We start from the raw sequence: 20914 nt of genomic DNA on the forward strand, positions 1-20914 counted from the left end.
TTCGGCGTTCCGTGTCCGGAACGTTTCAATCCGTGGAGTGCGGACGGGGGAGCAAGAACGGACGGGCCCGCTAGCCCGCCGTGTTCACCATCGACGCCGCCGCGTACGTCAGATACCGCCACAGCTCCTTCTCGTGCTCCGGAGCGAGGTCCAGCGAGTCGAGGGCGTCGCGCATGTGGCGGAGCCAGGCGTCGTGGGCGGCCTGGTCCACGGTGAACGGGGCGTGGCGCATCCGGAGCCGGGGGTGGCCGCGGTGGTCGCTGTAGGTGCGGGGCCCGCCCCAGTACTGCATCAGGAAGAGGGCGAGGCGCTCCTCGGCCGGGCCGAGGTCCTCCTCGGGGTACATCGGGCGCAGCAGCGGGTCCGCCGCGACGCCCACGTAGAAGCGGTGGACCAGGCGGCGGAACGTCTCCTCGCCGCCGACCTGCTCGTAGAAGGTCTGCTCCTGCACTGTTTCCCCGGGAATCTCGTTCACCGTTCCATCGTCTCAGATGCCCCGACGGAGGACCGGAGGCTTAGGACCGCTCGAACGGGCGCTCGCTCCCCGGCCCCGGGGGCGGGAGAGTGGGGGCATGGGTGCGCTGCGGGACGAGTTCGCCGAGGCCGGGGCGAGGGAGCGGCGCGCGCTCGTGCGGGAGCTCGAGGCGCAGGGCCTGCTGACCGACCCCGCCTGGCGGGCCGCCTTCGCCGAGGTGCCGCGCCATCTCTTCGTCCCGTACTACTACGTCTCCGCGACCGGCGGCTACGAGCGGCTCTGGGCCGGCGACCCCGAGCAGGAGCGGCGGGACCGCTGGCTGCGCGGGGCGTACGACGACACGGCGATCGCCACCCGGGTCCGGGACGGGGACCTGGTCTCCTCCGCCAGCCAGCCCTCCCTGATGGCGCTGATGCTCGACGCCCTGGAGGTACGCGCCGGGAACGACGTCCTGGAGATCGGCGCCGGCAGCGGCTACCACGCGGCCCTGCTCTGCCACCGGCTCGGCGAGGAGCACGTCACCACCGTCGACCTGGACGAGGAGATCGCCGAGTCCGCCCGCACCCATCTCGCCGCCGCCGGGTACCGGCCCGCGGTGCTCGCCGCCGACGGCGGCCGGGGCTGCCCCGAGCACGCCCCGTACGACCGGATCGTGGCCACCTGCGAGGTGCCCGCCGTCCCGTACCCCTGGCTCGCCCAGTGCAGGCCCGGCGCGCTCGTCCTCGCCCCGCTCTCCACCGGGCTGATCCGGCTGCGGGTGCGCGACGCCGCGCACGCCGAGGGACGCTTCCTGGAGACCTCCGCGTACTTCGTGGCGCTGCGGGGCGTCGCAGCCGAGGCCGCGATGCCGGTCCCGCGCCACGGGCCCGCCGGGGACGAGCGCTTCCTCTTCCTGTGGGGACTGGTCGCAGGCAGCCTCGACCGGCGCGAAGCGCTCTCGCTCTGGCTGCGCGAGGGGCGGCCGGAGCGGGAGCGCTTCGGGGTGACGGTCAGCGGCGACCGTCAGTGGGCCTGGCTGGACGACCCGGCGGGGCCGTACGCCTGGCCCCTGCGCTGAGGTGTCCCGTCAGGCGCAGCGGATCGTGATCGTGGTCCAGGCACCGACGTGCACCCGGTCGCCGTCCTGGAGCTGGACGGGGACGTAGGGCTGGATCGGCTCCTCGCCGCCGTTGACCGTGGTGCCGTTGGTGGAGTTCTGGTCCACCACCGCCCACGAGCCGTCCGGCTGCTGCACGAGCACGGCGTGCTGGTGCGAGACGCCCGGGTCCTCCGGCGGCACCGACAGGTCGATGTCGGGGGACTCCCCGGTGGAGTGCCTGCGGCGGCCGATGGACACCTGGTTGCCCTGGAGCGGCAGGTGCTTGTCCGGCGAGTACGCGGGCAGGTTCAGGCCCGTGGCCTCCGGGCCGCTGCGCTGCATCATCGCCATGAAGTACTCACGGTCGGGACCGATGACCGCCGTCCAGCTGAGGGGCTGCTGCGGCTGCGGGGGCGGCTGCGGCGGCTGGAACTGCTGCGGAGGCTGCGGCGCCTGGTGCGGCGGCGGGCCCTGGTGCTGCGGGGCCTGCGGCGCCTGGTGCTGCTGCGGGGGCGGCGGGGGCGCCTGGTGGGGCGGTCCCTGCGGCGCCTGGTGCTGCGGCGGGGCCGGCGGTCCCTGCGGCGGCTGGTGCTGCGACGGCGGCGACAGGACCCAGTCGTCGTCCGCGCGCGGCTGCGGCGGCGCCGGCGGGGCCGGAGCCTGGGCCGGGGCCTGGACGTACGCGGGCGGGGCCGGCGGCTGCTGCGCCGACGGGCGCTGCGGCGGGGCCTGGTGGTGCGTCGGCTCGGCGCCCAGCGGCTCGGCCGGCCGGTTCACCTGCGAGGGCCGCGAGCCCTGGTAGCCGAACGGGTCCGGCTGCTGCGGGGGCTGCTGCTGCGGCGGCGCGGGCGGCGGGGACTGGAAGCCGGGCGGCAGGTTGAGGCCGGGCGGCGGGCCGGGCTGCTGCTGCGGCGCGCTCGGCGGAGCGTGGTGCGGGGCGCCCGGCGGGGCCAGCGGCGTGTACGAGGTCGCCGTGTTCGTGAGGAAGTTCCAGCGGCACTCCTCGCAGAACGGCGCCATGGGTTCGCGCGGCGTACGGCACTGCGGGCACAACTCCGCCTGGGCCGTCGCGTTCGGGTCGCCGCCGGGGCCGAAGCCCGCGTGGGCGGCGGGGGCGCCGGGAGCACCGGGACCGCCCGGGCCGAAGCCGGCCGGAGCACCGGGAGCGCCGTGAGGAGCGCCCGGTCCGCCCGGCGGCGGGCCCATCGGAGGCTGACCGGGGCCGGGCTGGCCGGGGCCGGCCGGGCCGGGGTATCCGTACGCGGGGGGCGGCGGCGGGGGAGGCGGCGGTACGGCACCCGTCGGCGCACCCGCCCCGGCCATGCGATGGCCGCAGACCTCGCACCAGTCGTCGGAGACCGACTGGTGTCCGTTCGGGCAGGTCGGCATGTCGGTGCTTCCCCCTCTCGTCTTCCGGCCCGGTGGCCGGGCTACTTCTTGACGCGAACGGTCTTGGTGGAGCGGGTCTCGAGTGTCATCTCGTCCGCTTCCGCGACCTTCGCCTTCAAACGCACAGTACCGGTCGCCGCGTCGACCACGTCGACCACCTTCGAAAGCAGTTTCGCCGTATCCGCGTTGCCGGAGGCCGCCGCGAGCTGCACGGCACGGCCCAGTTTGGCCGTCGCGCCGTCGCGATCGCCCGATTTGCGGGCATCCAGGCCCTGCTGGATGGCGTCGGCGAGCTCTGCCTGGCCCGTGTAGTGCGCGACCTGCGGGTTGATCGAGGTCGACATCGCGAGGTCGTCCGTCCACACCGCCCGTACCAGTCCTTGAGACAGCGGGCGCGGATCGCCGCCGGCCGGGTCGGGGGCGAGCAGGGAGACGCGGGCGGCGAGCATCTCCTGGCCGACCGCCGCGCGCGGGACGCGCACGCTCACGTGGTAGTCGCGGGACTCGTCGCCCCAGGAGCCCGTCGGGTAGTCCCCGGCGCGCGGCCCGGCTTCGGTGCGCCGCCCGGTCAGGTCCTCGACGGCCGGCGCCACCTGCTTCACGAACATGATCTCGACCCCGACCGGGGTCCACAGCCGCAGGGCGACGTCCGCGACGCCCTTGCCCATCGCGTGCTCCATCATCGCCGTGAAGTCGGCGGCGAGTCCGGCCGGGTCGGCGACGATGTCGGCGGTGCCGAGGAGCGCCGAGGCGATCCCGGTGACCTCCTTGACCTCCCAGTCGGTGCCGACCCCGCGCGCGTCGCAGGTGAACCGGCCCGCGCAGGCGTCGAGCGCGTCCCGCAGCTCCGCCGGCGACTCGTGCTCGTTGCGGCCGTCGGTGAGCAGGATGCCGTGCCGGATGGTGAGGTCGGCGGAGGAGAGGAGCCGGTCCGCGAGCCGCAGCCAGGTGCCGATCGCCGTTCCGCCGCTCGCGGAGAGCCGGCGCAGCGCCTCCTTGGCCTCGGCGCGGGTCCGGGCGTCGGCGACGGCGAGGCCGCCGTTCGCCGGGTAGACCTCCTTCGCCACGTGCGTCCCGGCGACGACGGCGAAGCGGGTGCCGTCGCGCAGGGTGTCGACGGCGGCGGCGGTCGCCTCGCGCGCGCCGCGCATCTTGGTGGCGGGGTAGTCCATCGAACCGGAGCAGTCGAGCATGATCACGACACCGGTCGCGGCCGGGTCTCCGCCCGTGAACCCGCCGCCGGTGCCGCCGCCGGTCGAGGTGACGGTGACGATCGCGCTGACGTCCCTGCCGCCCTCCGGCAGGAACTCGTTCTGGTAGACGTCCACCGAGAACTGGGGCGCGGTCGGCTTGGAGAAGTTCGCCATGTGTTTCGGCTCCTCGGGCAACAGCGGTGAAGGGGACGGGGATCGGCGACCGCTCTCAGGCGGACCCTGCCCCTTGTGGTCCGACGGTGAACGGGACGAGGGCGACCGTGATGTTGTCGTGGCCTCCGCCGTCCAGGGCGTGGCCGACGAGGACCTGGGCGCTGTGCAGCGGGCGGTCCGCGGCGTCGGCCGGGACGACCCGGGCCATGTCCTCGGCGGCCTCCGCGTAGTTCCACAGGCCGTCCGTGCAGACCACCACCACGCCGGAACGGTCCGGTTTGAACGCGGCCGTGTGCGGGTCGAGTTCGTACGAGTCGGCGCCGAGCCAGCCGGTGATCGCGTGGGCGCGCTCGTCCGCGTACGCCTCGGCCTCGCTCATCAGGCCCGCCGCGACCATCTGCGCGGCCCACGAGTCGTCCTCGGTGAGCCGGGCGGGCGGGGCGCTGCGGTCGTCCGGCACCCAGTAGGCGCGGCTGTCGCCGACCCAGCCCACGACGAGCAGACCCGCCGCGACGACCGAGCCGACGATCGTGCAGGCCGGGGCGTTGCGGTGGCGGTGCGGATCGTGCTCCGAGCCGCCCTGACCGGGCTCCTCCGCAAGGGAGTTGACGGCCTCGGCAGCGGCCACGATCGCCTCGTGCATCGCCTGCTGCGGGTGCGTGCCCCGGGGGAGCGCGGCGAGCAGCGAGGCGCCGGCCGCCTCCGCGGCGGCGGCGGAGGCCTCGTCGGGGCGGGTCGCGGAGGAGACGCCGTCGCAGACGATCGCGAGGGTGGCGGGGGAGCCGTCGGGCAGGGTGGTCGCCGAGACGGCGAAGGCGTCCTCGTTGCGGTGGTGGCGCAGCCCTCGGTCGCTGACGGCGGCGACGCCGGCCAGCTCCCGCTCCATGTGGTCGCGCTCGCGCGGCTGGGCGTGCCCGCAGTTCTCGCAGTACCCGTCGGTGTCCACCCGCCCGGCGCGGCAGGCCACGCAGAGGGCGGCGGCGGGAGCGGCGGGCGCGGCGGCCGGAGTCGCGGCGGCGGCGACCGCCGGGGCCGGGTCCGCTCGTACGGCGGCACGGGGGTCGGGCGCGGCCAGCTCGAAGTCTCCGTCGGGCGTGGGGGATCCGAGGGAGGGGGAGACGGGCTGGGGCGCGGGCGCCGGGGTCCCCGAGGGTGCCGGAGCTCCACCGGGCGCGGCGGTACCGGGCGCGGGAGAGCCCGTCACGGGAGTGCCCGTCACGGGCCCGTCCGTGCGGACCTCCATCGTCGGCAGGTCGTGGCCGCCGGAGTCGGTGCCCGGCAGGTCACCCGGGTGCTGGGTCATGGTCGAGAGCGAACCGGGCTCGCGGGGAGGGGCGTCCGGCCAGGTCACGGGGGTGACGATCGCCACGGTCGGGCGGTCCGGTTCGGCCTCGGCGGCCGGCGCGGCCGACAGGTCGTAGCCGCACGCCCCGCAGAACCGGTCACCCGAGTCCAGCGGCTCCGCGCAGCCCGGGCAGGCGGCGAGTCCGTGCGACGGCTTCGGCTTCTGGGACATCTTCACACCCACGTCCGGGGGCGGAAGCGGTTGGCCCGCTCCACCAGTTCGATCCTCTCCTCGCCCTGCTGGGCGAGCCGGGCCAGCACCCGGTACGAGCGTTCGAGGCCGAAGCGCAGTCCGCGCTCGTCCAGTTCACTGCCGAGCAGCAGCGTGCCGCCGCCCGGTGCCGCACCGGGACTCCCGGAGAGTACCCAGTCGAGGGCCGTGCCGAGGACCTCCGTCGACAGGCGCTCGCGGCGCACCGCGTCCAGACCGAAGCCCTGGAGCGCGGAGACCTGCGCCGCGGCCGCCGTCAGATCGGCGCCGAGCGGCTCGTGCGCCGGGCGCCGCCGCAGCCGGGCCCGCACGGCCGCGACCCGCGCCGCCGTGTAGTGGATCGACGCCTCCGGTACGGACTCCAGGGCCTGTACGGCTCCGGTGCGGTCGCCCGCCGCGAGCCGCACCCTGGCGAGCCCGAAGGCGGCGCTGACGAAGCTGGGGTCCGTCGCCCACACCAGGCGGTAGTACTCGGCGGCGTTGTCCAGCTGGCCGAGGACCTCGGCGCAGATCCCGAGGGCCAGCTTGGGCGCGGGCTCGCCGGGGAAGGCGTCGTACACCGCGTCGAAGGAGAGGGCCGCGTGCTCGTGGTCGCCGGTCACCAGGGAGGCGACGCCCCGGTACCAGACGACCCGCCAGTCGTCCGGGTCCCGCTCCTCCAGACCGGCGAGGGTCCGCGCGGCGGCGGGCAGGTCGCCCAGCTCCAGCTGGGCCCGCAGGGTGCGCAGGCGCAGTTCGGCGGAGGGCGCGGGCGCGCCCTGGAGCGCCCCGAGGAGCTCGGCGGGGGCGGCGGCCGCGAGACCGGCGAGGAAACCGGCGTTCGGGTCGCCCGTGTCGACGCGCGGCACGGGCAGCGCGAGCGCGGTGGCGGGCGCGTCGAGCGGCGCGAGCAGCTCCGCGAGCCCGGCGCCGGGGAGCACGGACGCCCCGACGGCCGGCCCGGACGGCGCGGGCACCCCGGCGGGCAGCACCTGCTGCGGCACCGTCCCGGCCGGGACCTGCCCCGGCACCGCACCCGCCGGCAGTGCGCCCGCTGCCGGCGCTCCTCGCTGCTTGCGGCCCCGGCGGGCCCCCAACAGGGAGACGTCCTCCGTCAGTTCGGCGAACAGCGCGGTGTCCGTGACCCGCACCTCCGTGCCGAACAGCGTCGACAGCGCCGGTCGCGGCCGGCCCGACTGGAGCGCCACGACCTCCCGCAGCACGCCCGTCAGCTGCTCCGCCATCTCCTGGGCGGAGGCGAACCGGCGGGCCGGGTCCGGGTCGGTGGCGCGGACGAGGAAGCGGTAGTACGACTCGTACGTCCGGAAGACCTCGATGTGCTCCGGGTCGGGCAGCGAGTCCACGAAGACGTTCGTGTAGCCCTGGAAGTCGAAGGTCATCACGGCGAGCGTGCGCGCCACCGTGTACAGGTCGCTGGCCACCGAGGGGCCGACCTCGGCCACCTCCGGCGCCTGGTAGCCGACCGTGCCGTAGATCGCGGACTCGTCGTCGTCCATCCGCCGGACCGCGCCCATGTCGATGAGCTTCAGCTGGTCCTCGGTCTGGATGGCGTTGTCGACCTTGAAGTCGCAGTACAGCAGGTTGCGGCTGTGGAGGTGGCCGAGCGCCTCCAGGGCCTCGATGCCGTACGCGCAGGCCTGCTCGACGGGCAGCGGATCGCGCCGGCCGTCGGGGGTGCGCCGGTCGTTGGCGATCTCCTTGAGCGACTTGCCGCCGACGTACTCCATGACGATGTAGCCGTCCATGGAGCCGGTGCGCGGGTCGAGGTGCTCGACGAAGTTGTAGATGCGGACGATGTTGGAGTGCTCGATCTCGGCGAGGAAGCGCCGCTCGGAGATCGCGGCGGCCATGGCGTCCTGGTCGCCGGTGTCGAGGAGGCCCTTGAGGACCACCCACCGGTCGGAGACCGCCCGGTCGACGGCGAGGTAGATCCAGCCGAGCCCGCCGTGCGCGAGACAGCCCGCGACCTCGTACTGGCCGTGGACGATGTCCCCGGCGCGCAGCTTCGGCACGAAGGAGTACGGGTGCCCGCACTTGGTGCAGAAGCCCTCCGTACGGCCCGGCCGGTCGCCGCGCGCGCGGCCCACCGGGGCCCCGCAGTCCGAACGCGAGCAGAAACGCTTCCGCTCCGGGACCTCGGCGTTCTCCATCACCGCCGCCCGCGGGTCCGGGCGCGGCACCTCGGGGATCGTCACCAGACCCGCGCCCAGCCGGTTCCGGGCGGACTGCCCGGTCGACGAGCCCGAGCTGCGCACCGACACCGAACGGCCCGTCGAGCCACCGGAGAGCGAACGCGACAGCCGCCCGGAGACCGACCGGCGCGAGGTGGAGGACCGGGACGAGGTGCGGGAAGAGGTGCTGCTCCGCGAGGAGGCGGAGTCGCGGCCCCCGACGCCCGTCCCCTTCCCCGGCACGGCCATCCCGGTCGGCGTCGACCCGATCAGGCCCCCGGGCGCGACGACCGGCGCGAGCCCGCAGGTGTCGCAGTACAGCTCGCCGCCTCCCATGTCCTCGTACGAGCCCTCGCACGAAGGACGCTGACAGCTCCCCACGCCCGTCTCCCCGTTCACCACTGTCGTCCTTCCGTGTCTCCCGTGTATCTCGCGTCCCTCGTGTCCCGCGGACCGGACAGGACGTCCGCCACCGCCTGCTGATAGCGCAGCACCGCCTGCTCCGCGACCCGCAGATCGCAGGGCGCGCTCCACAGCATCCGGCGCGCCGCGTCGTACCGCTCGACCAGCAGCGGATCCTCCGCGCCGCCGAGCCGCGCCACCTTCGCCTTGTACGCGTCGAGCCGGCCGCGCAGCTCCGCCCGGACCGCGAGCGGCGCGGTGACCGCAGTCAAGGACTCGCGGGCCCGCAGCAGTTCGTCCTCCGCCTCCCGCTCCAGGGACTCCAGGAGCGGGGAGAGCCGGTGCCACTGGGCGTGCCTGCGGTACTCGGCGGCCGCCGCGAGCCGCTCCTGCAGCACGATCGGCGGCCCGCTGACCGCCGGCACCTCGGAGGCGGCGATCTTCGCGAGGACCTCACCGCGCGCCGACCGCGCCTCGGCGAGGGTCCGGTCCGCCCGCGAGAGCACGTCCCGCAGTCGCAGCAGCCGGTCCTCGGAGTCCTGCCGGACCGCGAGGACCGCCTCGATCTCCCGCCGGATGTCCTCCAGGGCCAGGGCCGCCCGGTCGTACCGCTCGGTGTCGGGACGGCCGCCGCCCGGTGCCGAACTCCCCGCCGCCGGCCGCCAGAACGCCAGCGGATCGGTCACCACCTGGGAGCGCAGCGCGGTCAGCTCGGCCGTGATCGCCTCCAGCTCGTCGCCCGCCGGGTGCTCCCCGGGCCGCACGCCGACCGAGTGCGCCAGCGAACGCGTCCGGCCCAGCTCGGCGGCGAGCAGGTCTATCCGGGCCGGCAGCGCCGACCAGACCGCGTCGGCGGTGACGACCAGGTCGAGCGAGGAGGCGTACAGCTCGTTCATCCGCCGGACGAGCCCCTCCAGGCTGAACCGCTCGGTGAGCAGCGCGCCCTCGGCGGCCCCGCCCGGCACCAGCACCGTGTCGCCGCGCAGCCGGCCGGTCAGCTCCACGAGCTCCTCACGGCCGGGCCAGCGCCGCCGCGCGCGCAGCTCACGGGCCTCCCGCAGGGCGCCGGTGTACACGTCGAAGCAGGTCCAGAGCAGGGTGATGGTCCGCTCGGCCGCCGCCCACCGCTCCCGGGTCGTGCCGGTCAGCTCGGCCCCTTCGAGCAGCCTGCGGCCCGCGTGGTCCTGGAGCGCGAGGAGCGAGTCCTCGATCGCCTTGTGCTCGGCGCCGAGCCGCGCCAGCGCACGGTCCACCTCGTCCCGGTCCATCACCGGCCCGGGGGGTCCCGTGACGCCCATCGGTCACCTCTTCCGCTTCGTGTACAGGGTTGGTCCTTCGGGGGCGCGCACCGGGCTACTTGTACAGCGGGGCGGGCGGCCCCGATATCCCGGGCAGGTCCTTCGCCAGCCACTCCTGGTACGCCTGCTGCCAGGGGCCCTGCCGGTAGCCCACCAGGACCTGGTTGACCCGGCGCACCAGGTCGTCGTTGCCGAGCTTGGCCGCCACCCCGTAGTACTCCTTCGTGAACGGCTTGCCCTTGAGCTCGACCGCCGGGTCCTGCGCGGCCTGGCCGGCCGCGAGGGCGTTGTCGGTGACGACGGCGTCGACCTCGCCCATCTGGAGCCTGGCCAGGCAGTCCAGCTGGTTGGGGACGGTCAGCAGGTCCTTGTCGTCCTTGGTGCCGTCGGCCTCGTCCTTGAAGACGGCGCCGAAGGAGTTCTCCTCCAGGGCGTCGTAGGCCGTGGAGCCCTCGGCGGTGCAGACCCGCTTGCCGCGCAGCGAGGAGTCGTAGCCGGTGATGCCCTTGTCGAGCTTGGGCGCCAGGACCTGCTGTCCGGCCTGGAAGTAGGCGGTGGAGAAGGCGACCTGGCCGATGCGCTTGCAGTTGATCGTCATGGTGCGCACGACGAGGTCGACCTTGCCGCTGTTCAGCGCGGCGATCCGCTGGTTGGTGGGGATCGTCCGGAAGATGATCGCCTGCGGGTCGCCGAGGACGTCCTTGGCGATGGCCCGGGCCAGGTCGATGTCGAAGCCCTCCAGGACGCCCTTCTCCGGGTTCCGGTAGCCCCAGCGGTAGCTGGACTGGTCGACGCCGACGATCAGCTTGCCGCGCTCCTTGATCGCCCGGATCGAAGGGCCGTCCGCCGAGGAGGGCGTGAGGGAGGCCTCGGGGTGCTCGCAGGTGTCGGCCTTGACCTGGACGCCGGTGCCCACGCCGGGGCCCGTCGTCCGGGGCGCGGCCGCCGCGTCGCTCCCGTCGTGGGCGAGGGGCAGCAGGGTGAGCGAGGCGGTCAGCCCGCAGGCCACGGCCATCGCCGCGACCCCGCCCCAGCCCCGCAGCCGCCCGGCGGCCCGCCGCGCGCGTGATCCGGGCCCGCCGGCCGCGGCCCGCCGCGTCCTCGGGTCCACGCCGCCGGCCGTCGCCCGCGTCGTCAGCGGGTCCGTGCCGTTCGTCGTCCGCCGCGTGAGCGGGTTCCGCCGCGCCAGCGGGTCCGTGCCGTTCGGCATCCCGCCCCCTCTCACCGGTACTCCGACAGTCTGCGGTTGATGCCGAGCACGGCGCCCGCCGCACCCAGGATCCCGAGGGCCGCCGCGCCGAGGGGCAGCGCCGTCAGCGCGTCCCTGGCGTCCCCGGCGGAGCGGGTGAACTCGGTCTGCTCGTGCGCGAGGGCCCGCTCCAGGGCCGCGTCGACCTGGTCGAAGGACTGCCCGGTGGAGTCCTTCGACCCGACGACGCGGACGAGGGCGCCCTCGTAGTCGCCGGCCTCGTCCTTCGCGCGGGCGTCCTTGTGGCGCTCCCGCCAGTCGGCCGCGCGCGCGGCCGAGTCGTCGACCGGGCCGCGCCCCGCGTCGTCGTCGGCGAGCTCCCGCGCCTCGGCGAGCGCCGTCGTCAGGGCGCTCATGCTCGCCGTGTAGTCCGCCTCGTACTTGTCGTTCTTCCCGTCCTCGGTGAGGACGGCGCCCCGGGCGACCAGCGTCAGGTTCTCGTTGGCGCGGGCCGTGAGCGAGCTGATCCGGGCGGTGTTGAGGACCTGGAGGGACTCCTGCCCGTGCGCCCGCGCGCTGTTCAGCTCGGTCCGCGTCACGGTGTGCGCGGCGAGCAGCCAGAGCAGGACGGCCACGGTGGCGGCGCTGGCGGCGAGCAGCCCGTGGTTGAAGACCCGGTTGGTCCGCACGTAGTTGCGGCGCTGGGCCCACAGGAGGACCCCGAGCGCGAGCAGGCCGATCGCGAGCGACAGGAACGGCCAGGCGCGGGCCGAGTCGTCGTCCCGGTGCAGGCGCGCCGTCTCCGCGGCGTACAGCCGCTCGGCGGCCGGCAGCAGCGCGCTGGACATCTGCTGGTTGGCGTACCGCAGATAGGCCCCGCCGAGCGGCAGGCCCTGCCGGTTGGCGGCCCGGGCGCGCTCGATCAGACCGGTGTAGCGCGGGAGCTGTTCGTTGAGGGTGGCTATCTCGCGGGCCGACGCGGACGAGCCGTCCGTGTTCGCCGCGGCCTTGACGAGCAGCCGGGACGCGGTGGTGATGTCCCGGGTGTACCGCGCGCGGGACTCCGCCGGCTCCAGGGTGCCCGCCAGGAATCCGCTGGCGGCGGTGGTGTCGGCGTCCGCGAGGGAGCGGTAGATGGCGGCCGCGTCGGCGCTCAGCGGCTGGCTGCGGCTGACGACGTCGTCGGCGGCGGAGGACCGGTCGGTGACCTCGAGGGCGGTGACGGCCCCGAACGCGACGACGAGCAGCGCCAGTACGGCCCCGAGGATCTGGAGCCGGCCGGGCTCGGTCGTCGCGGCCTCGCGCAGCCGCTCCCGGCCCACGGCCCAGGCGCCGCGCCCCGCGGGCGGGCCTGCGGGCACGGGCGACGGCTGCGCGGGCACGGTGCCCGGGCGCGCGGGCGCCTGAGCCGTGGCCCGCGCCGCCGAGGCGGCGGGCGCGTTCGGCGGGTGTGTCACTTGACCTCCCCCTCGGTCGCTGACGTCGGCCCGTCCGGCCGGGTCCCGGTGGGACCGGTTCCGGTGGAGGACCACCCGGCCAGCAGTATGGCCTCAGGGGGCCGTCCGCACACCGGGATTGACTGGATCTTGTCGCCTATGGTGCCGCATGCCTCCCACGCATCAGCGGGCGAACCCCTCACTCTGAATACGTCCCCCGGCCGGAATCGGTTCCGAATCGGCCATCGCTCGAACAGGTGAACATGCGTGCGGGGCGTCCCGTCGCACGCGACGGGACGCCCCGCATACCGGATCCCGGGCCCTCAGCCCTCGTACCGCTCCCGCAGCCGGGCCGCGGCCTCCGCACCCGCCGCCACCGCGTCCAGGGCGAGCAGCCCCGCCCCGAGGACCGGCGGCGCGGTCACGAAGCCGATCACCGCCTTCGGCGCCCGCGCCGCCAGGAGTTCGCGGATCCGTGCCTCCAGCCGCGGGTGGCGGGCGGCGAGCACGCTGCCGCCCAGCAGCACCGGGGCCTCCTCGCGGTCGAGCCCGAGCCGCCGGAGGGCGACCGCCGCCATGGCGACGACCTCGTCGGCGAGCCGGTCCACGAGCGACTCCGCCATCGGATCGCCCTGGGAGGCGACACGGAACAGCACCGGCGTCAGTTCGAGCCGCCGCCCCATCGGGATCCGGCCCAGGTGCAGGGCCTCGATCAGCGCGGACATCGAGTCCAGACCGAAGTGCGCGGGCAGTGCGTGGGCGAGGGCGGTGGGCAGGCCCCGCCCGTCCTCCGCGCGCGCCGCGCACCACAGCGCCTCGTCGGCGAGTCCGCCGCCCCCGCCCCAGTCCCCGGAGATCTTCCCGATCGCCGGGAAGCGCGCGGTCCGCCCGTCCGGGGTCATCCCGACGCAGTTGATCCCCGCCCCGCACACCACGGCCACGCCCCGCGGCTCGTCGACCCCGGCCCGCAGGATGGCGAAGGTGTCGTTGTGCACCCGGACGGAGCGGCTCAGGTTCCGCGCGTACAAAGCCTTTTCGAGATTCAGCTCCTCCACGGGCAGGTCGGCGTTGGCGAGACAGGCCGCGACATGGGCGAACCCGGGGGAGAGCCCGGCACCGCCGGCCTCCTCCCACGCCCTCCCGACGATCTCCATGAGTCCGTCGACCGCCGTCTCCACCCCCACCACCGGCGGCTGGAACCCGCCGCCGCGCGCCGACCCCAGGACGTTCCCGCCCTGGGAGAGCACCGCGACGTCGGTCTTGCTGTTCCCCGCGTCGATCGCGAGGAGCACCCCGTTCAATCCCCCGTTCATGCCCACGCGAGGTGCTCCCGGTTGTGCGCGATCAGCCGGTCGGTGAGCCCGTCGGCGTACGCGTACTGCCCGACCAGCGGGTGGGCGAGCAGCGCCTTGAACACCCGGTCGCGGCCCCCGCGCAGCGCCGCCTCCAGGGCCAGGTCCTCGTAGGCCGTGACGTTCGCGATCAGCCCGGCGTACAGCGGGTCCACCGGGGCGACCGGCAGCGGCGTGGCGCCGTGCGCGCCGACCGCCGCCTGCGTCTCGATGACGGCGTCGTCCGGCAGGAACGGCAGCGTGCCGTTGTTGTACGTGTTCACCACCTGGTACGGCGAGCCGCCACCGCCCAGCAGCGAGGCCGCCAGGTCCACGGCCGCCTCCGAGTAGAAGGCGCCGCCGCGCTTGGCGAGCAGGTCCGGCTTCTCGTCGAGCGCCGGGTCCCCGTACATCTCCAGGAGCTCCCGCTCCATCGCCGCGACCTCCGCGGCCCGCGAGGGCTTCGTGCCGAGCTCCCGCACCACCTCGTCGTGCGCGTAGAAGTACCGCAGGTAGTACGAGGGGACGACCCCGAGCCGGTCCAGGACCGGGCGCGGCAGGCGCAGGTCCCCGGCGATCGCGTCGCCGTGCCCGGCGAGCAGCCGGGGCAGCACGTCCTCGCCCTCGGGGCCCCCGATCCGTACCGCCCGCTCCCAGGTCAGGTGGTTGAGGCCGACGTGGTCGAGGTGGACCTCGGACGGGGTGACGTCGAGGAGCTTCGCGAACTTCCGCTGGAAGCCGATGGCGACGTTGCACAGGCCGACGGCCTTGTGCCCGGCCTGGAGCAGCGCGCGCGTGACGATGCCGACGGGGTTGGTGAAGTCGATGATCCAGGCGTCCGGGTTGGTGCGCCGGACGCGCTCGGCGATGTCCAGGACGACCGGGACCGTGCGCAGCGCCTTGGCGAGGCCGCCGGCGCCGGTGGTCTCCTGGCCGACGCAGCCGCACTCCAGCGGCCAGGTCTCGTCCTGCTCGCGGGCGGCCTGCCCGCCGACCCGCAGCTGGAGCAGGACGGCGTCGGCGCCCTCGACCCCGGCGTCGAGGTCGGTGGTGGTGACGACCTTCCCGTCGTGGTCCTGCTTGGCGAAGATGCGCCGGGCCAGCCCGCCGACGAGCTCCAGGCGCTCGGCGGCCGGGTCGACGAGGACGAGTTCGGTGATGGGCAGGGTGTCGCGCAGCCGCGCGAATCCGTCGATCAGTTCGGGGGTGTAGGTGGACCCGCCCCCCACGACAGTGAGCTTCATGACTCAGCCCTTCACTCCGGTCAGGGTGACTCCCTCGACGAACGCCTTCTGCGCGAAGAAGAACACGAGGATCACGGGGGCCATGACCAGCACGGTCGCGGCCATGGTCAGATTCCAGTCGGTGTGGTGCGCGCCCTTGAAGGACTCCAGGCCGTAACTGAGCGTCCAGGCGGCCGGGTTCTCGGAGGCGTAGATCTGCGGCCCGAAGTAGTCGTTCCAGCAGTAGAAGAACTGGAAGAGGGCCACGGCGGCGATGCCGGGCTTCGCCATCGGGAGCACGACCCGTATCAGGGTGCGGAATTCGCCGCAGCCGTCGATCCGCGCGGCCTCGACGTACTCGTTCGGGATGGTCAGCAGGAACTGGCGCAGCAGGAAGACGGCGAAGGCGTCGCCGAAGGCCATCGGGATGATCAGCGGCCACAGCGTGCCGGAGAGGTCCATCTGCTTGGCCCAGAACAGGTACATCGGGATGATCACGACCTGCGGCGGCAGCATCATCATCGAGATGACGAGCAGCAGCGACAGGTGCCGGCCGCGGAAGCGGAACTTCGCGAGCGCGTACGCCACGGGGATCGAGGACACCACGACGAGGACGGTGCCGAGCCCCGCGTACAGCAGGGAGTTCTTCCACCAGGTGAGGAAGCCGTCCGTCTGCAGGACCCTGAGGTAGTTGTCCCAGTGCCAGGAGTTCGGCGTCAGGTCCCGGGTGAGCGCCTGCTCGTCGCTCATCAGCGAGGTCAGGAGGACGAAGACGAAGGGGAGGACGAAGAACAGGGCGGCGGCGACGCCGAGCGCGTGCACGGCGATCCAGTGCAGCAGCGCCTTGCGGCGGGCCCGCCGGGCGGCGGGGCTCGCCACGGTCGGGCCGGGGGCGGTTGCGGTCGTCATGGTTCAGTCACCCGAGCCGATCAGGCCGCCGCGCCTGCGCATGAGCAGGGCGGTGAAGGCCATGGAGAGTGCGAAGAGCACCAGCGCCACGACGCAGGCGGCGCCGTAGTTGAACTGGCTGAAGCCGAGGCTGTAGACGAGCTGCGGCAGGGTGAGCGTGGAGTCGTCCGGGTAGCCGGGGACGAAGGTCACGCCGGAGCCGCCCATCACGCCCGACGCGACCTTGGAGGCCACGATCGGCTGCGTGTAGTACTGCATCGCGCCGATGATCCCGGTGACGACCGCGAAGAGCACGATCGGCGAGATGTTCGGCAGGGTGATGTAGCGGAAGCGCTGCCACGGGGACGCGCCGTCGAGTTCGGCGGCCTCGTACTGCTCCTTCGGTACGTCGAGCAGGGCGGCCATGAAGATGACCATGAGGTCGCCGACGCTCCAGACGGCGAGGACCGTGAGGGCCGGCTTGGACCAGTCCGCGTCGTTGAACCAGGAGGGGCCGGGGATCCCGACCGCCTCCAGGAGCGAGTTGACGGGCCCGGTGCCGGGGTTGAGCAGGAAGACGAAGGCGAGCGTGGCCGCGACCGGCGGGGCCAGGTACGGCAGGTAGAAGAGGGTGCGGAAGAGGCCCGCGCCCGTCTTGATCCTGGTGATGAGCAGGCCGATGCCGAGGCCGAAGAGCACCCGGCAGGAGACCATCACGACGGCCAGCCAGAGGGTGTTCTGCAGGGCCGGCCAGAACTGCGGGAACTCCGAGAAGACGTACGACCAGTTGTCCAGGCCCCGCCAGGCCGGCGGGTTGAGGCCGTCGTAGCGCATGAAGGAGAAGTACAGGGTGGAGACCAGCGGGTAGGCGAAGAAGACGCCGAAGCCGATCAGCCAGGGCGACATGAACGCCAGGGTGCGCAGCGCGTTGCGCCGGCGCTTGTGCCGCAGCGTGTTGCGTCCTCCGGGAGAGGAGGCGGCCGGGGCGGCCGCCTCCTTCGCGGGCAGGGTGTCCGTGCTCATGGGTGGGTTCCGGCCGTCACTTCGCCGCTGCGATGTCGCGGTCGATCTGGGCCGCGGTGTCCGCGAGGCCCTTCTTCAGGTCCGTGACCTGGCCCTTCTCGTACTGCTGGGCGAACTTCTGGAGGGTGTCCTGGTAGGCGGAGCCGTTGACCGCGCCGTCCGAGGTGGTGGAGGCGGGGTGCCGGGCGATGTCCAGGAAGGTCTTGAAGCGGTCGTCGAACTTCAGGTCCGGGGACTCCAGGGCCTCGAAGGTGGAGGGGACGTTGCCGATGGCGTTGGCGAAGTCCACCACCGCCGCGGTGTCCGTGGTCATGTACTTGACCAGCTCCCAGGCCGCGTTCTGCTTCTTGCTCTGCGGGGCGATGCCCATGATCGTGCCGGAGAGGTAGCCCTTGCCGTACTCGCCGATCTCGTCGTCGGCGACGGGCAGCGGGGCGACGCCGACCTCGAAGCCGACCTTGGCGTCCTTGATGAAGTTCAGCCGCCACTCGCCGTCCAGCTGCATGGCGACCTGACCGGTCTGGAAGGGGTGCTTGGCGCCCCACTCGTCGCCGAACGCGGTGCGGTACTTGTCGAGCTTCTCGAAGCCGCCCAGGGCGTCCACCAGGGACTTCTGGTACGTCATCATCTCGGCGAACGCCGGGTCCTTCGCGACCGTCGACTTGCCGTCCGCGTCGAAGTAACCGCCGTGCTTCCACTGCGACATGTAGTGGGAGACGACGGTCTCGTAGCCGAGGTAGTTCGGCATGAAGCCGACCTGCTCGTACGAGTCGCCCTTGGCCTTCGTCAGCTTCTTGGCGGCCTCGGTGAACTGGGACCAGGTCTTCGGCGGCGCCTCGGGGTCGAGGCCGGCCTTCCTGAACGCGTCCTTGTTGTAGTAGAGCCCGTACGCGTCGGAGAGCAGCGGCAGGGAGCAGCGCTTGCCCTCGAACTGGGTGTAGTCCTGGAGGACCTTCGGGAAGGTCTTGTCCAGGTCCAGCTTGTCCTTCTCGATGAAGGGCTTGAGGTCCGCGAGGGCGCCCGAGGCGCAGAACTTGCCGACGTTGGACGTGGTGAACGAGGAGACGACGTCGGGGCCGTTCGACCCGCCCGCGCGCAGTGCCTGGCCCAGCTTGTCGTCGTTGATGTTGCCGACGACCTTCACCTTGATGTTCGGGTGGGCCTTCTCGAAGCGGGCGACGTTGTCCTCGATCGCCTTGACCTCGGAGGGCGCCGACCAGCCGTGCCAGAAGGTGATGGTGGTCTCGGCCTTGGGGTCGTCGGTGGCCGTGTTGTTCGCGGAGCCCGTACAGGCGGAGGCGAACAGGGCTATGGAGGCGGTGGCGGCGAGCGCGGCGGCGGCTCTGCGGGGACGTACGGGCATGACGGGGTCTCCCTGGGCGGGTCGAGGGGTTCGGCGAGGGGCGGGGACGGTCAGCGCGAGGTGTCGAAGACCTCGTCGCGCGTGGTGGAGAGGGCGCTTTCGAGGGCCCCGCGCAGGACGGGGCTGCGGCGCACGGCGGAGAGGACGAGCCGTGGCCGGGAGGGGGCGAGGTCGGCGAGTTCGGACTGCACGCGCGCGCGGAGGGGTTCGCCGCCGGTGACGAGGGCGTCTCCGGAGAGCACGATCAGTTCGGGGTCGAGGACGGTCACGAGGGAGGCGAGTCCGACGGCGAGGCGCTCGGCGTACCGGTCGAGCAGCTCTGCGTACCGGGGGTCCTCGGCGTGCGCCTCGGCGGCGTGCGCGAGGAGTCCGGCGACCACCGGGACGTACGGGTGGTCGGGGGTCTCGATGCCGGCCTCGCGGGCGAGTCGCGGCACGGCCTGGATGCCCGCGAGCTCCTGGAAGCCGCCGGAGTTGGCCTTGGTGACCTGCCGCACGAGCGGGGTGCCGGGCACGGGCAGGAAGCCGAGCTCGCCGGCGCCGCCGGTGAAGCCGCGGTGCAGCCGCCCGCCGAGGACGAGGGCGGCGCCGAGGCCCCCCTCGTTCCACAGCACGGCGAAGTCGGAGTGGCCCCGGGCGGCGCCCAGGCGCTGTTCGGCGACGGCGACGAGGTTGACGTCGTTCTCGTACTCGAACGGCATCGGGAGGGCGGCGGCCAGCTCCTCCAGGAGGGTGGGGGAGTGCCAGCCCGGCAGGTGGGAGGCGTACCGCAGGCGTCCGGTGGCCGGGTCGAAGGCACCGGGGGTGCCGATGACCAGGCGCCGTACGTCCTCGCGGGTGACCCCGGCCGCCTCGACCGCCCCGTCGAGGGCGTCGGTGACCTGGCGGACGACGCCGGAGGCGGAGCGGCCGGGGGTGCGGAGCTCGAACTCGCCGATGATCTCGCCGGTGATGTCGGCGACGGCGGCGTGGATGCGGTGCTGGTCGACGTCGAGCCCGGCGGCGTAGGCGGCCCGGGCGTTGACCGCGTACAGCTGGGCGTTGGGCCCGGGCAGGCCCTCGGTGGTGCCGGTGGCGACGACGAGCCCGGCCGCTTCGAGCCGGGCCAGCAGCTGGGAGGCGGTCGGCTTGGACAGTCCGGTGAGCTTGCCGATCCGGGTCCGCGAGAGCGGGCCGTGCTCCAGGAGGAGGTCCAGGGCGGCGCGGTCGTTCATGGCCCGCAGGACACGCGGGGTACCGGGGGTTCCCGGAGTCGTACCGGCCATGGAACTCGCACCTGCCCTGGTTCGGTGGCTGCAGTACCCGTGAGAGGCACTGTTAGGAAAGTTTCCTATTGGGTTGGGAGGAAGGTAAGGCGGCCGTCACGAGGGCGTCAATACCCGGGAACACGACACGCCCCCGAAGGCAACCAAAGCGTTACCCGCGGGGGCGTGAGGAGGAACGGCGCGCCTACTTCGAGAGGTCGGGCCTCGGCAGGGGGGTGGCCGCCGCCGACTGCGGCGAGGTCGTCGAGGCGAACGCGGAGGGGGCCGCCATGCCGGCCGTCGGGTCGGGCGACGCCTCCTCGGCCTGCGGGGGAATCCCGCCCACGATCCGGATGCCGGCCTCGTCCAGACCCCGCTTGATGCGCCAGCGCAGCTCGCGCTCCACGCCCAGCTTCTTGCCCGGCATCGTCTTCACCGAGACCCGGACCGTCATCGAGTCGAGGAGCACCTCGCTCAGGCCGAGCACCTCGACCGGGCCCCAGAGGCGCTCGTTCCAGGGCTCCTCCTTCGCCATGGCGTCGCCCGCCTCGGCGATCACGGCCCGCACCTTCTCCAGGTCCTCCGTCGGCCGGACGGTGACGTCCACACCGGCCGTCGCCCAGCCCTGGCTGAGGTTCCCTATCCGCTTGATCTCGCCGTTGCGCACGTACCAGATCTCGCCGTCCACCCCGCGCAGCTTGGTCACCCGCAGACCCACCTCGACGACCTCGCCGGAGGCCACGCCCGCGTCGACCGAGTCACCGACGCCGTACTGGTCCTCCAGGATCATGAAGACCCCGGACAGGAAGTCCGTCACCAGGTTCCGCGCGCCGAAACCGATCGCCACACCGGCCACACCGGCCGAGGCGAGCAGCGGCGCCAGGTCGATCTTGAAGGCGCCCAGGATCATCAGCCCGGCCGTGCCCAGGATCAGGAAGGACGTCACGGAGCGGAGCACCGAGCCGATGGCCTCGGAGCGCTGCCGCCGCCGCTCGGCGTTGACCAGCAGACCCCCGAGGGCGGTCCCCTCCACCGCCTGGGCGGAGCGGTTCATCCGGTCGATCAGCTTGGTCAGCGCCCGGCGGACGGCCCAGCGCAGCACCAGCGCCACGACCAGGATCAGCAGGATGCGCAGACCCGTGTTCAGCCAGGTGGACCAGTTCTCCTCGACCCAGCTCGCGGCGTTCGTCGCCTTCTCCGCGGCCTCGTCCAGAGTCACCGGCATCGGTTCGGGTTCGGTGGCAGCCGCAAGGGCGGACCAGGACACGGGACAACCTCCAGGCATCGCGTACGCAGGCCATCCACACTAACGGGGCGTCGGATGTGCTCCCGTTGCGCTGTTCGAGGGAGAGACGGAGCTCACCTGGGCACATACCGGGGAGAGATGCCGATGTGGTCGAGAACACCCCGGGGCCGTCACCCCGATCCCGATACGTGGTGGCGCCGCGACCAGGCATAAGGAGAGACTGAGAGCAGTTCGTC

General features: G+C 73.5%; 16 protein-coding genes. 1 reads left to right on the forward strand and 15 read right to left on the reverse strand.

Annotated features, from left to right (window positions below; all coding sequences use genetic code 11):
* Positions 1 to 70: 70 nt before the first annotated feature.
* On the reverse strand, positions 71 to 475 hold the full coding sequence (locus tag ABT041_RS11815) for a globin (protein WP_351182835.1): 405 nt from the start codon (positions 473 to 475) through the stop codon (positions 71 to 73).
* Between the two features lie 97 nt (positions 476 to 572).
* Here ABT041_RS11815 and ABT041_RS11820 point away from each other — a divergent pair, with 97 nt between their 5' ends.
* On the forward strand, positions 573 to 1532 hold the full coding sequence (locus tag ABT041_RS11820; RefSeq protein ID WP_351182837.1) for a methyltransferase domain-containing protein: 960 nt from the start codon (positions 573 to 575) through the stop codon (positions 1530 to 1532).
* A 9-nt stretch (positions 1533 to 1541) separates the two neighbouring features.
* On the opposite strand, the gene ABT041_RS11825 is transcribed toward ABT041_RS11820, so the two are convergent.
* From ABT041_RS11825 to ABT041_RS11890, 14 genes are all read right to left on the reverse strand, one after another.
* Complete coding sequence (locus tag ABT041_RS11825) at positions 1542 to 2942, reverse strand: FHA domain-containing protein (RefSeq protein ID WP_351182839.1); 1401 nt, start codon at positions 2940 to 2942, stop codon at positions 1542 to 1544.
* 41 nt (positions 2943 to 2983) lie between these two features.
* Complete coding sequence (locus ABT041_RS11830) at positions 2984 to 4309, reverse strand: vWA domain-containing protein (RefSeq protein ID WP_351182841.1); 1326 nt, start codon at positions 4307 to 4309, stop codon at positions 2984 to 2986.
* 55 nt (positions 4310 to 4364) lie between these two features.
* Complete coding sequence (locus tag ABT041_RS11835; protein WP_502976446.1) at positions 4365 to 5831, reverse strand: PP2C family protein-serine/threonine phosphatase; 1467 nt, start codon at positions 5829 to 5831, stop codon at positions 4365 to 4367.
* The gene (locus ABT041_RS11840) at positions 5828 to 8371 is read right to left on the reverse strand and encodes a serine/threonine-protein kinase (protein WP_351183260.1); all 2544 of its coding nucleotides are present in this window, start codon (positions 8369 to 8371) and stop codon (positions 5828 to 5830) included. The genes ABT041_RS11835 and ABT041_RS11840 overlap by 4 nt, the downstream gene beginning before the upstream one ends.
* Positions 8372 to 8430: 59 nt before the next feature.
* Entirely contained in the window at positions 8431 to 9735 is a 1305-nt protein-coding gene (locus tag ABT041_RS11845; protein ID WP_351182845.1) for a coiled-coil domain-containing protein, read from the reverse strand.
* Between the two features lie 55 nt (positions 9736 to 9790).
* Complete coding sequence (locus tag ABT041_RS11850) at positions 9791 to 10945, reverse strand: glutamate ABC transporter substrate-binding protein (protein WP_351182847.1); 1155 nt, start codon at positions 10943 to 10945, stop codon at positions 9791 to 9793.
* An 11-nt stretch (positions 10946 to 10956) separates the two neighbouring features.
* Positions 10957 to 12381 (reverse strand): GlnX family signal transduction membrane protein, encoded by a 1425-nt coding sequence (locus tag ABT041_RS11855; protein ID WP_502976447.1) that lies wholly within the window; start codon positions 12379 to 12381, stop codon positions 10957 to 10959.
* 302 nt (positions 12382 to 12683) lie between these two features.
* Entirely contained in the window at positions 12684 to 13673 is a 990-nt protein-coding gene (locus ABT041_RS11860; RefSeq protein ID WP_351182849.1) for an N-acetylglucosamine kinase, read from the reverse strand.
* Positions 13670 to 14935 (reverse strand): 6-phospho-beta-glucosidase, encoded by a 1266-nt coding sequence (locus ABT041_RS11865; RefSeq protein ID WP_351182851.1) that lies wholly within the window; start codon positions 14933 to 14935, stop codon positions 13670 to 13672. Before ABT041_RS11865 ends, ABT041_RS11860 begins: the two co-directional genes overlap by 4 nt.
* Positions 14936 to 14938: 3 nt before the next feature.
* Positions 14939 to 15823 (reverse strand): carbohydrate ABC transporter permease, encoded by an 885-nt coding sequence (locus ABT041_RS11870; RefSeq protein ID WP_351182853.1) that lies wholly within the window; start codon positions 15821 to 15823, stop codon positions 14939 to 14941.
* Between the two features lie 3 nt (positions 15824 to 15826).
* Entirely contained in the window at positions 15827 to 16825 is a 999-nt protein-coding gene (locus ABT041_RS11875) for a carbohydrate ABC transporter permease (RefSeq protein WP_351182855.1), read from the reverse strand.
* Positions 16826 to 16841: 16 nt separating this feature from the next.
* Complete coding sequence (locus tag ABT041_RS11880; RefSeq protein ID WP_351182857.1) at positions 16842 to 18188, reverse strand: ABC transporter substrate-binding protein; 1347 nt, start codon at positions 18186 to 18188, stop codon at positions 16842 to 16844.
* Positions 18189 to 18238: 50 nt separating this feature from the next.
* Positions 18239 to 19453 carry an ROK family transcriptional regulator gene (locus ABT041_RS11885; protein ID WP_351182859.1) on the reverse strand — a complete coding sequence of 405 codons (1215 nt, stop codon included), beginning with the start codon at positions 19451 to 19453 and terminating at the stop codon, positions 18239 to 18241.
* A 184-nt stretch (positions 19454 to 19637) separates the two neighbouring features.
* Positions 19638 to 20699, reverse strand: a complete 1062-nt coding sequence (locus ABT041_RS11890; protein ID WP_502976448.1) for a mechanosensitive ion channel family protein — start codon at positions 20697 to 20699, stop codon at positions 19638 to 19640.
* Positions 20700 to 20914 lie beyond the last annotated feature (215 nt).

The organism is Streptomyces sp. NPDC002825, assembly GCF_040295385.1.
In the GTDB taxonomy this organism is placed as follows: Bacteria; Actinomycetota; Actinomycetes; order Streptomycetales; family Streptomycetaceae; genus Streptomyces.

Bases quoted from the DNA above. Each gene is read 5' to 3' on its own strand.
- ABT041_RS11825 (WP_351182839.1), bottom strand. From the start codon at position 2,942: ATGCCGACCTGCCCGAACGGACACCAGTCGGTCTCCGACGACTGGTGC.
- ABT041_RS11850 (WP_351182847.1), bottom strand. From the start codon at position 10,945: ATGCCGAACGGCACGGACCCGCTGGCGCGGCGGAACCCGCTCACGCGG.
- ABT041_RS11880 (WP_351182857.1), bottom strand. From the start codon at position 18,188: ATGCCCGTACGTCCCCGCAGAGCCGCCGCCGCGCTCGCCGCCACCGCC.
- ABT041_RS11870 (WP_351182853.1), bottom strand. From the start codon at position 15,823: ATGACGACCGCAACCGCCCCCGGCCCGACCGTGGCGAGCCCCGCCGCC.
- ABT041_RS11875 (WP_351182855.1), bottom strand. From the start codon at position 16,825: ATGAGCACGGACACCCTGCCCGCGAAGGAGGCGGCCGCCCCGGCCGCC.
- ABT041_RS11865 (WP_351182851.1), bottom strand. From the start codon at position 14,935: ATGAAGCTCACTGTCGTGGGGGGCGGGTCCACCTACACCCCCGAACTG.
- ABT041_RS11885 (WP_351182859.1), bottom strand. From the start codon at position 19,453: ATGGCCGGTACGACTCCGGGAACCCCCGGTACCCCGCGTGTCCTGCGG.
- ABT041_RS11840 (WP_351183260.1), bottom strand. From the start codon at position 8,371: ATGGGAGGCGGCGAGCTGTACTGCGACACCTGCGGGCTCGCGCCGGTC.
- ABT041_RS11845 (WP_351182845.1), bottom strand. From the start codon at position 9,735: ATGGGCGTCACGGGACCCCCCGGGCCGGTGATGGACCGGGACGAGGTG.
- ABT041_RS11820 (WP_351182837.1), top strand. From the start codon at position 573: ATGGGTGCGCTGCGGGACGAGTTCGCCGAGGCCGGGGCGAGGGAGCGG.
- ABT041_RS11860 (WP_351182849.1), bottom strand. From the start codon at position 13,673: ATGAACGGGGGATTGAACGGGGTGCTCCTCGCGATCGACGCGGGGAAC.
- ABT041_RS11830 (WP_351182841.1), bottom strand. From the start codon at position 4,309: ATGGCGAACTTCTCCAAGCCGACCGCGCCCCAGTTCTCGGTGGACGTC.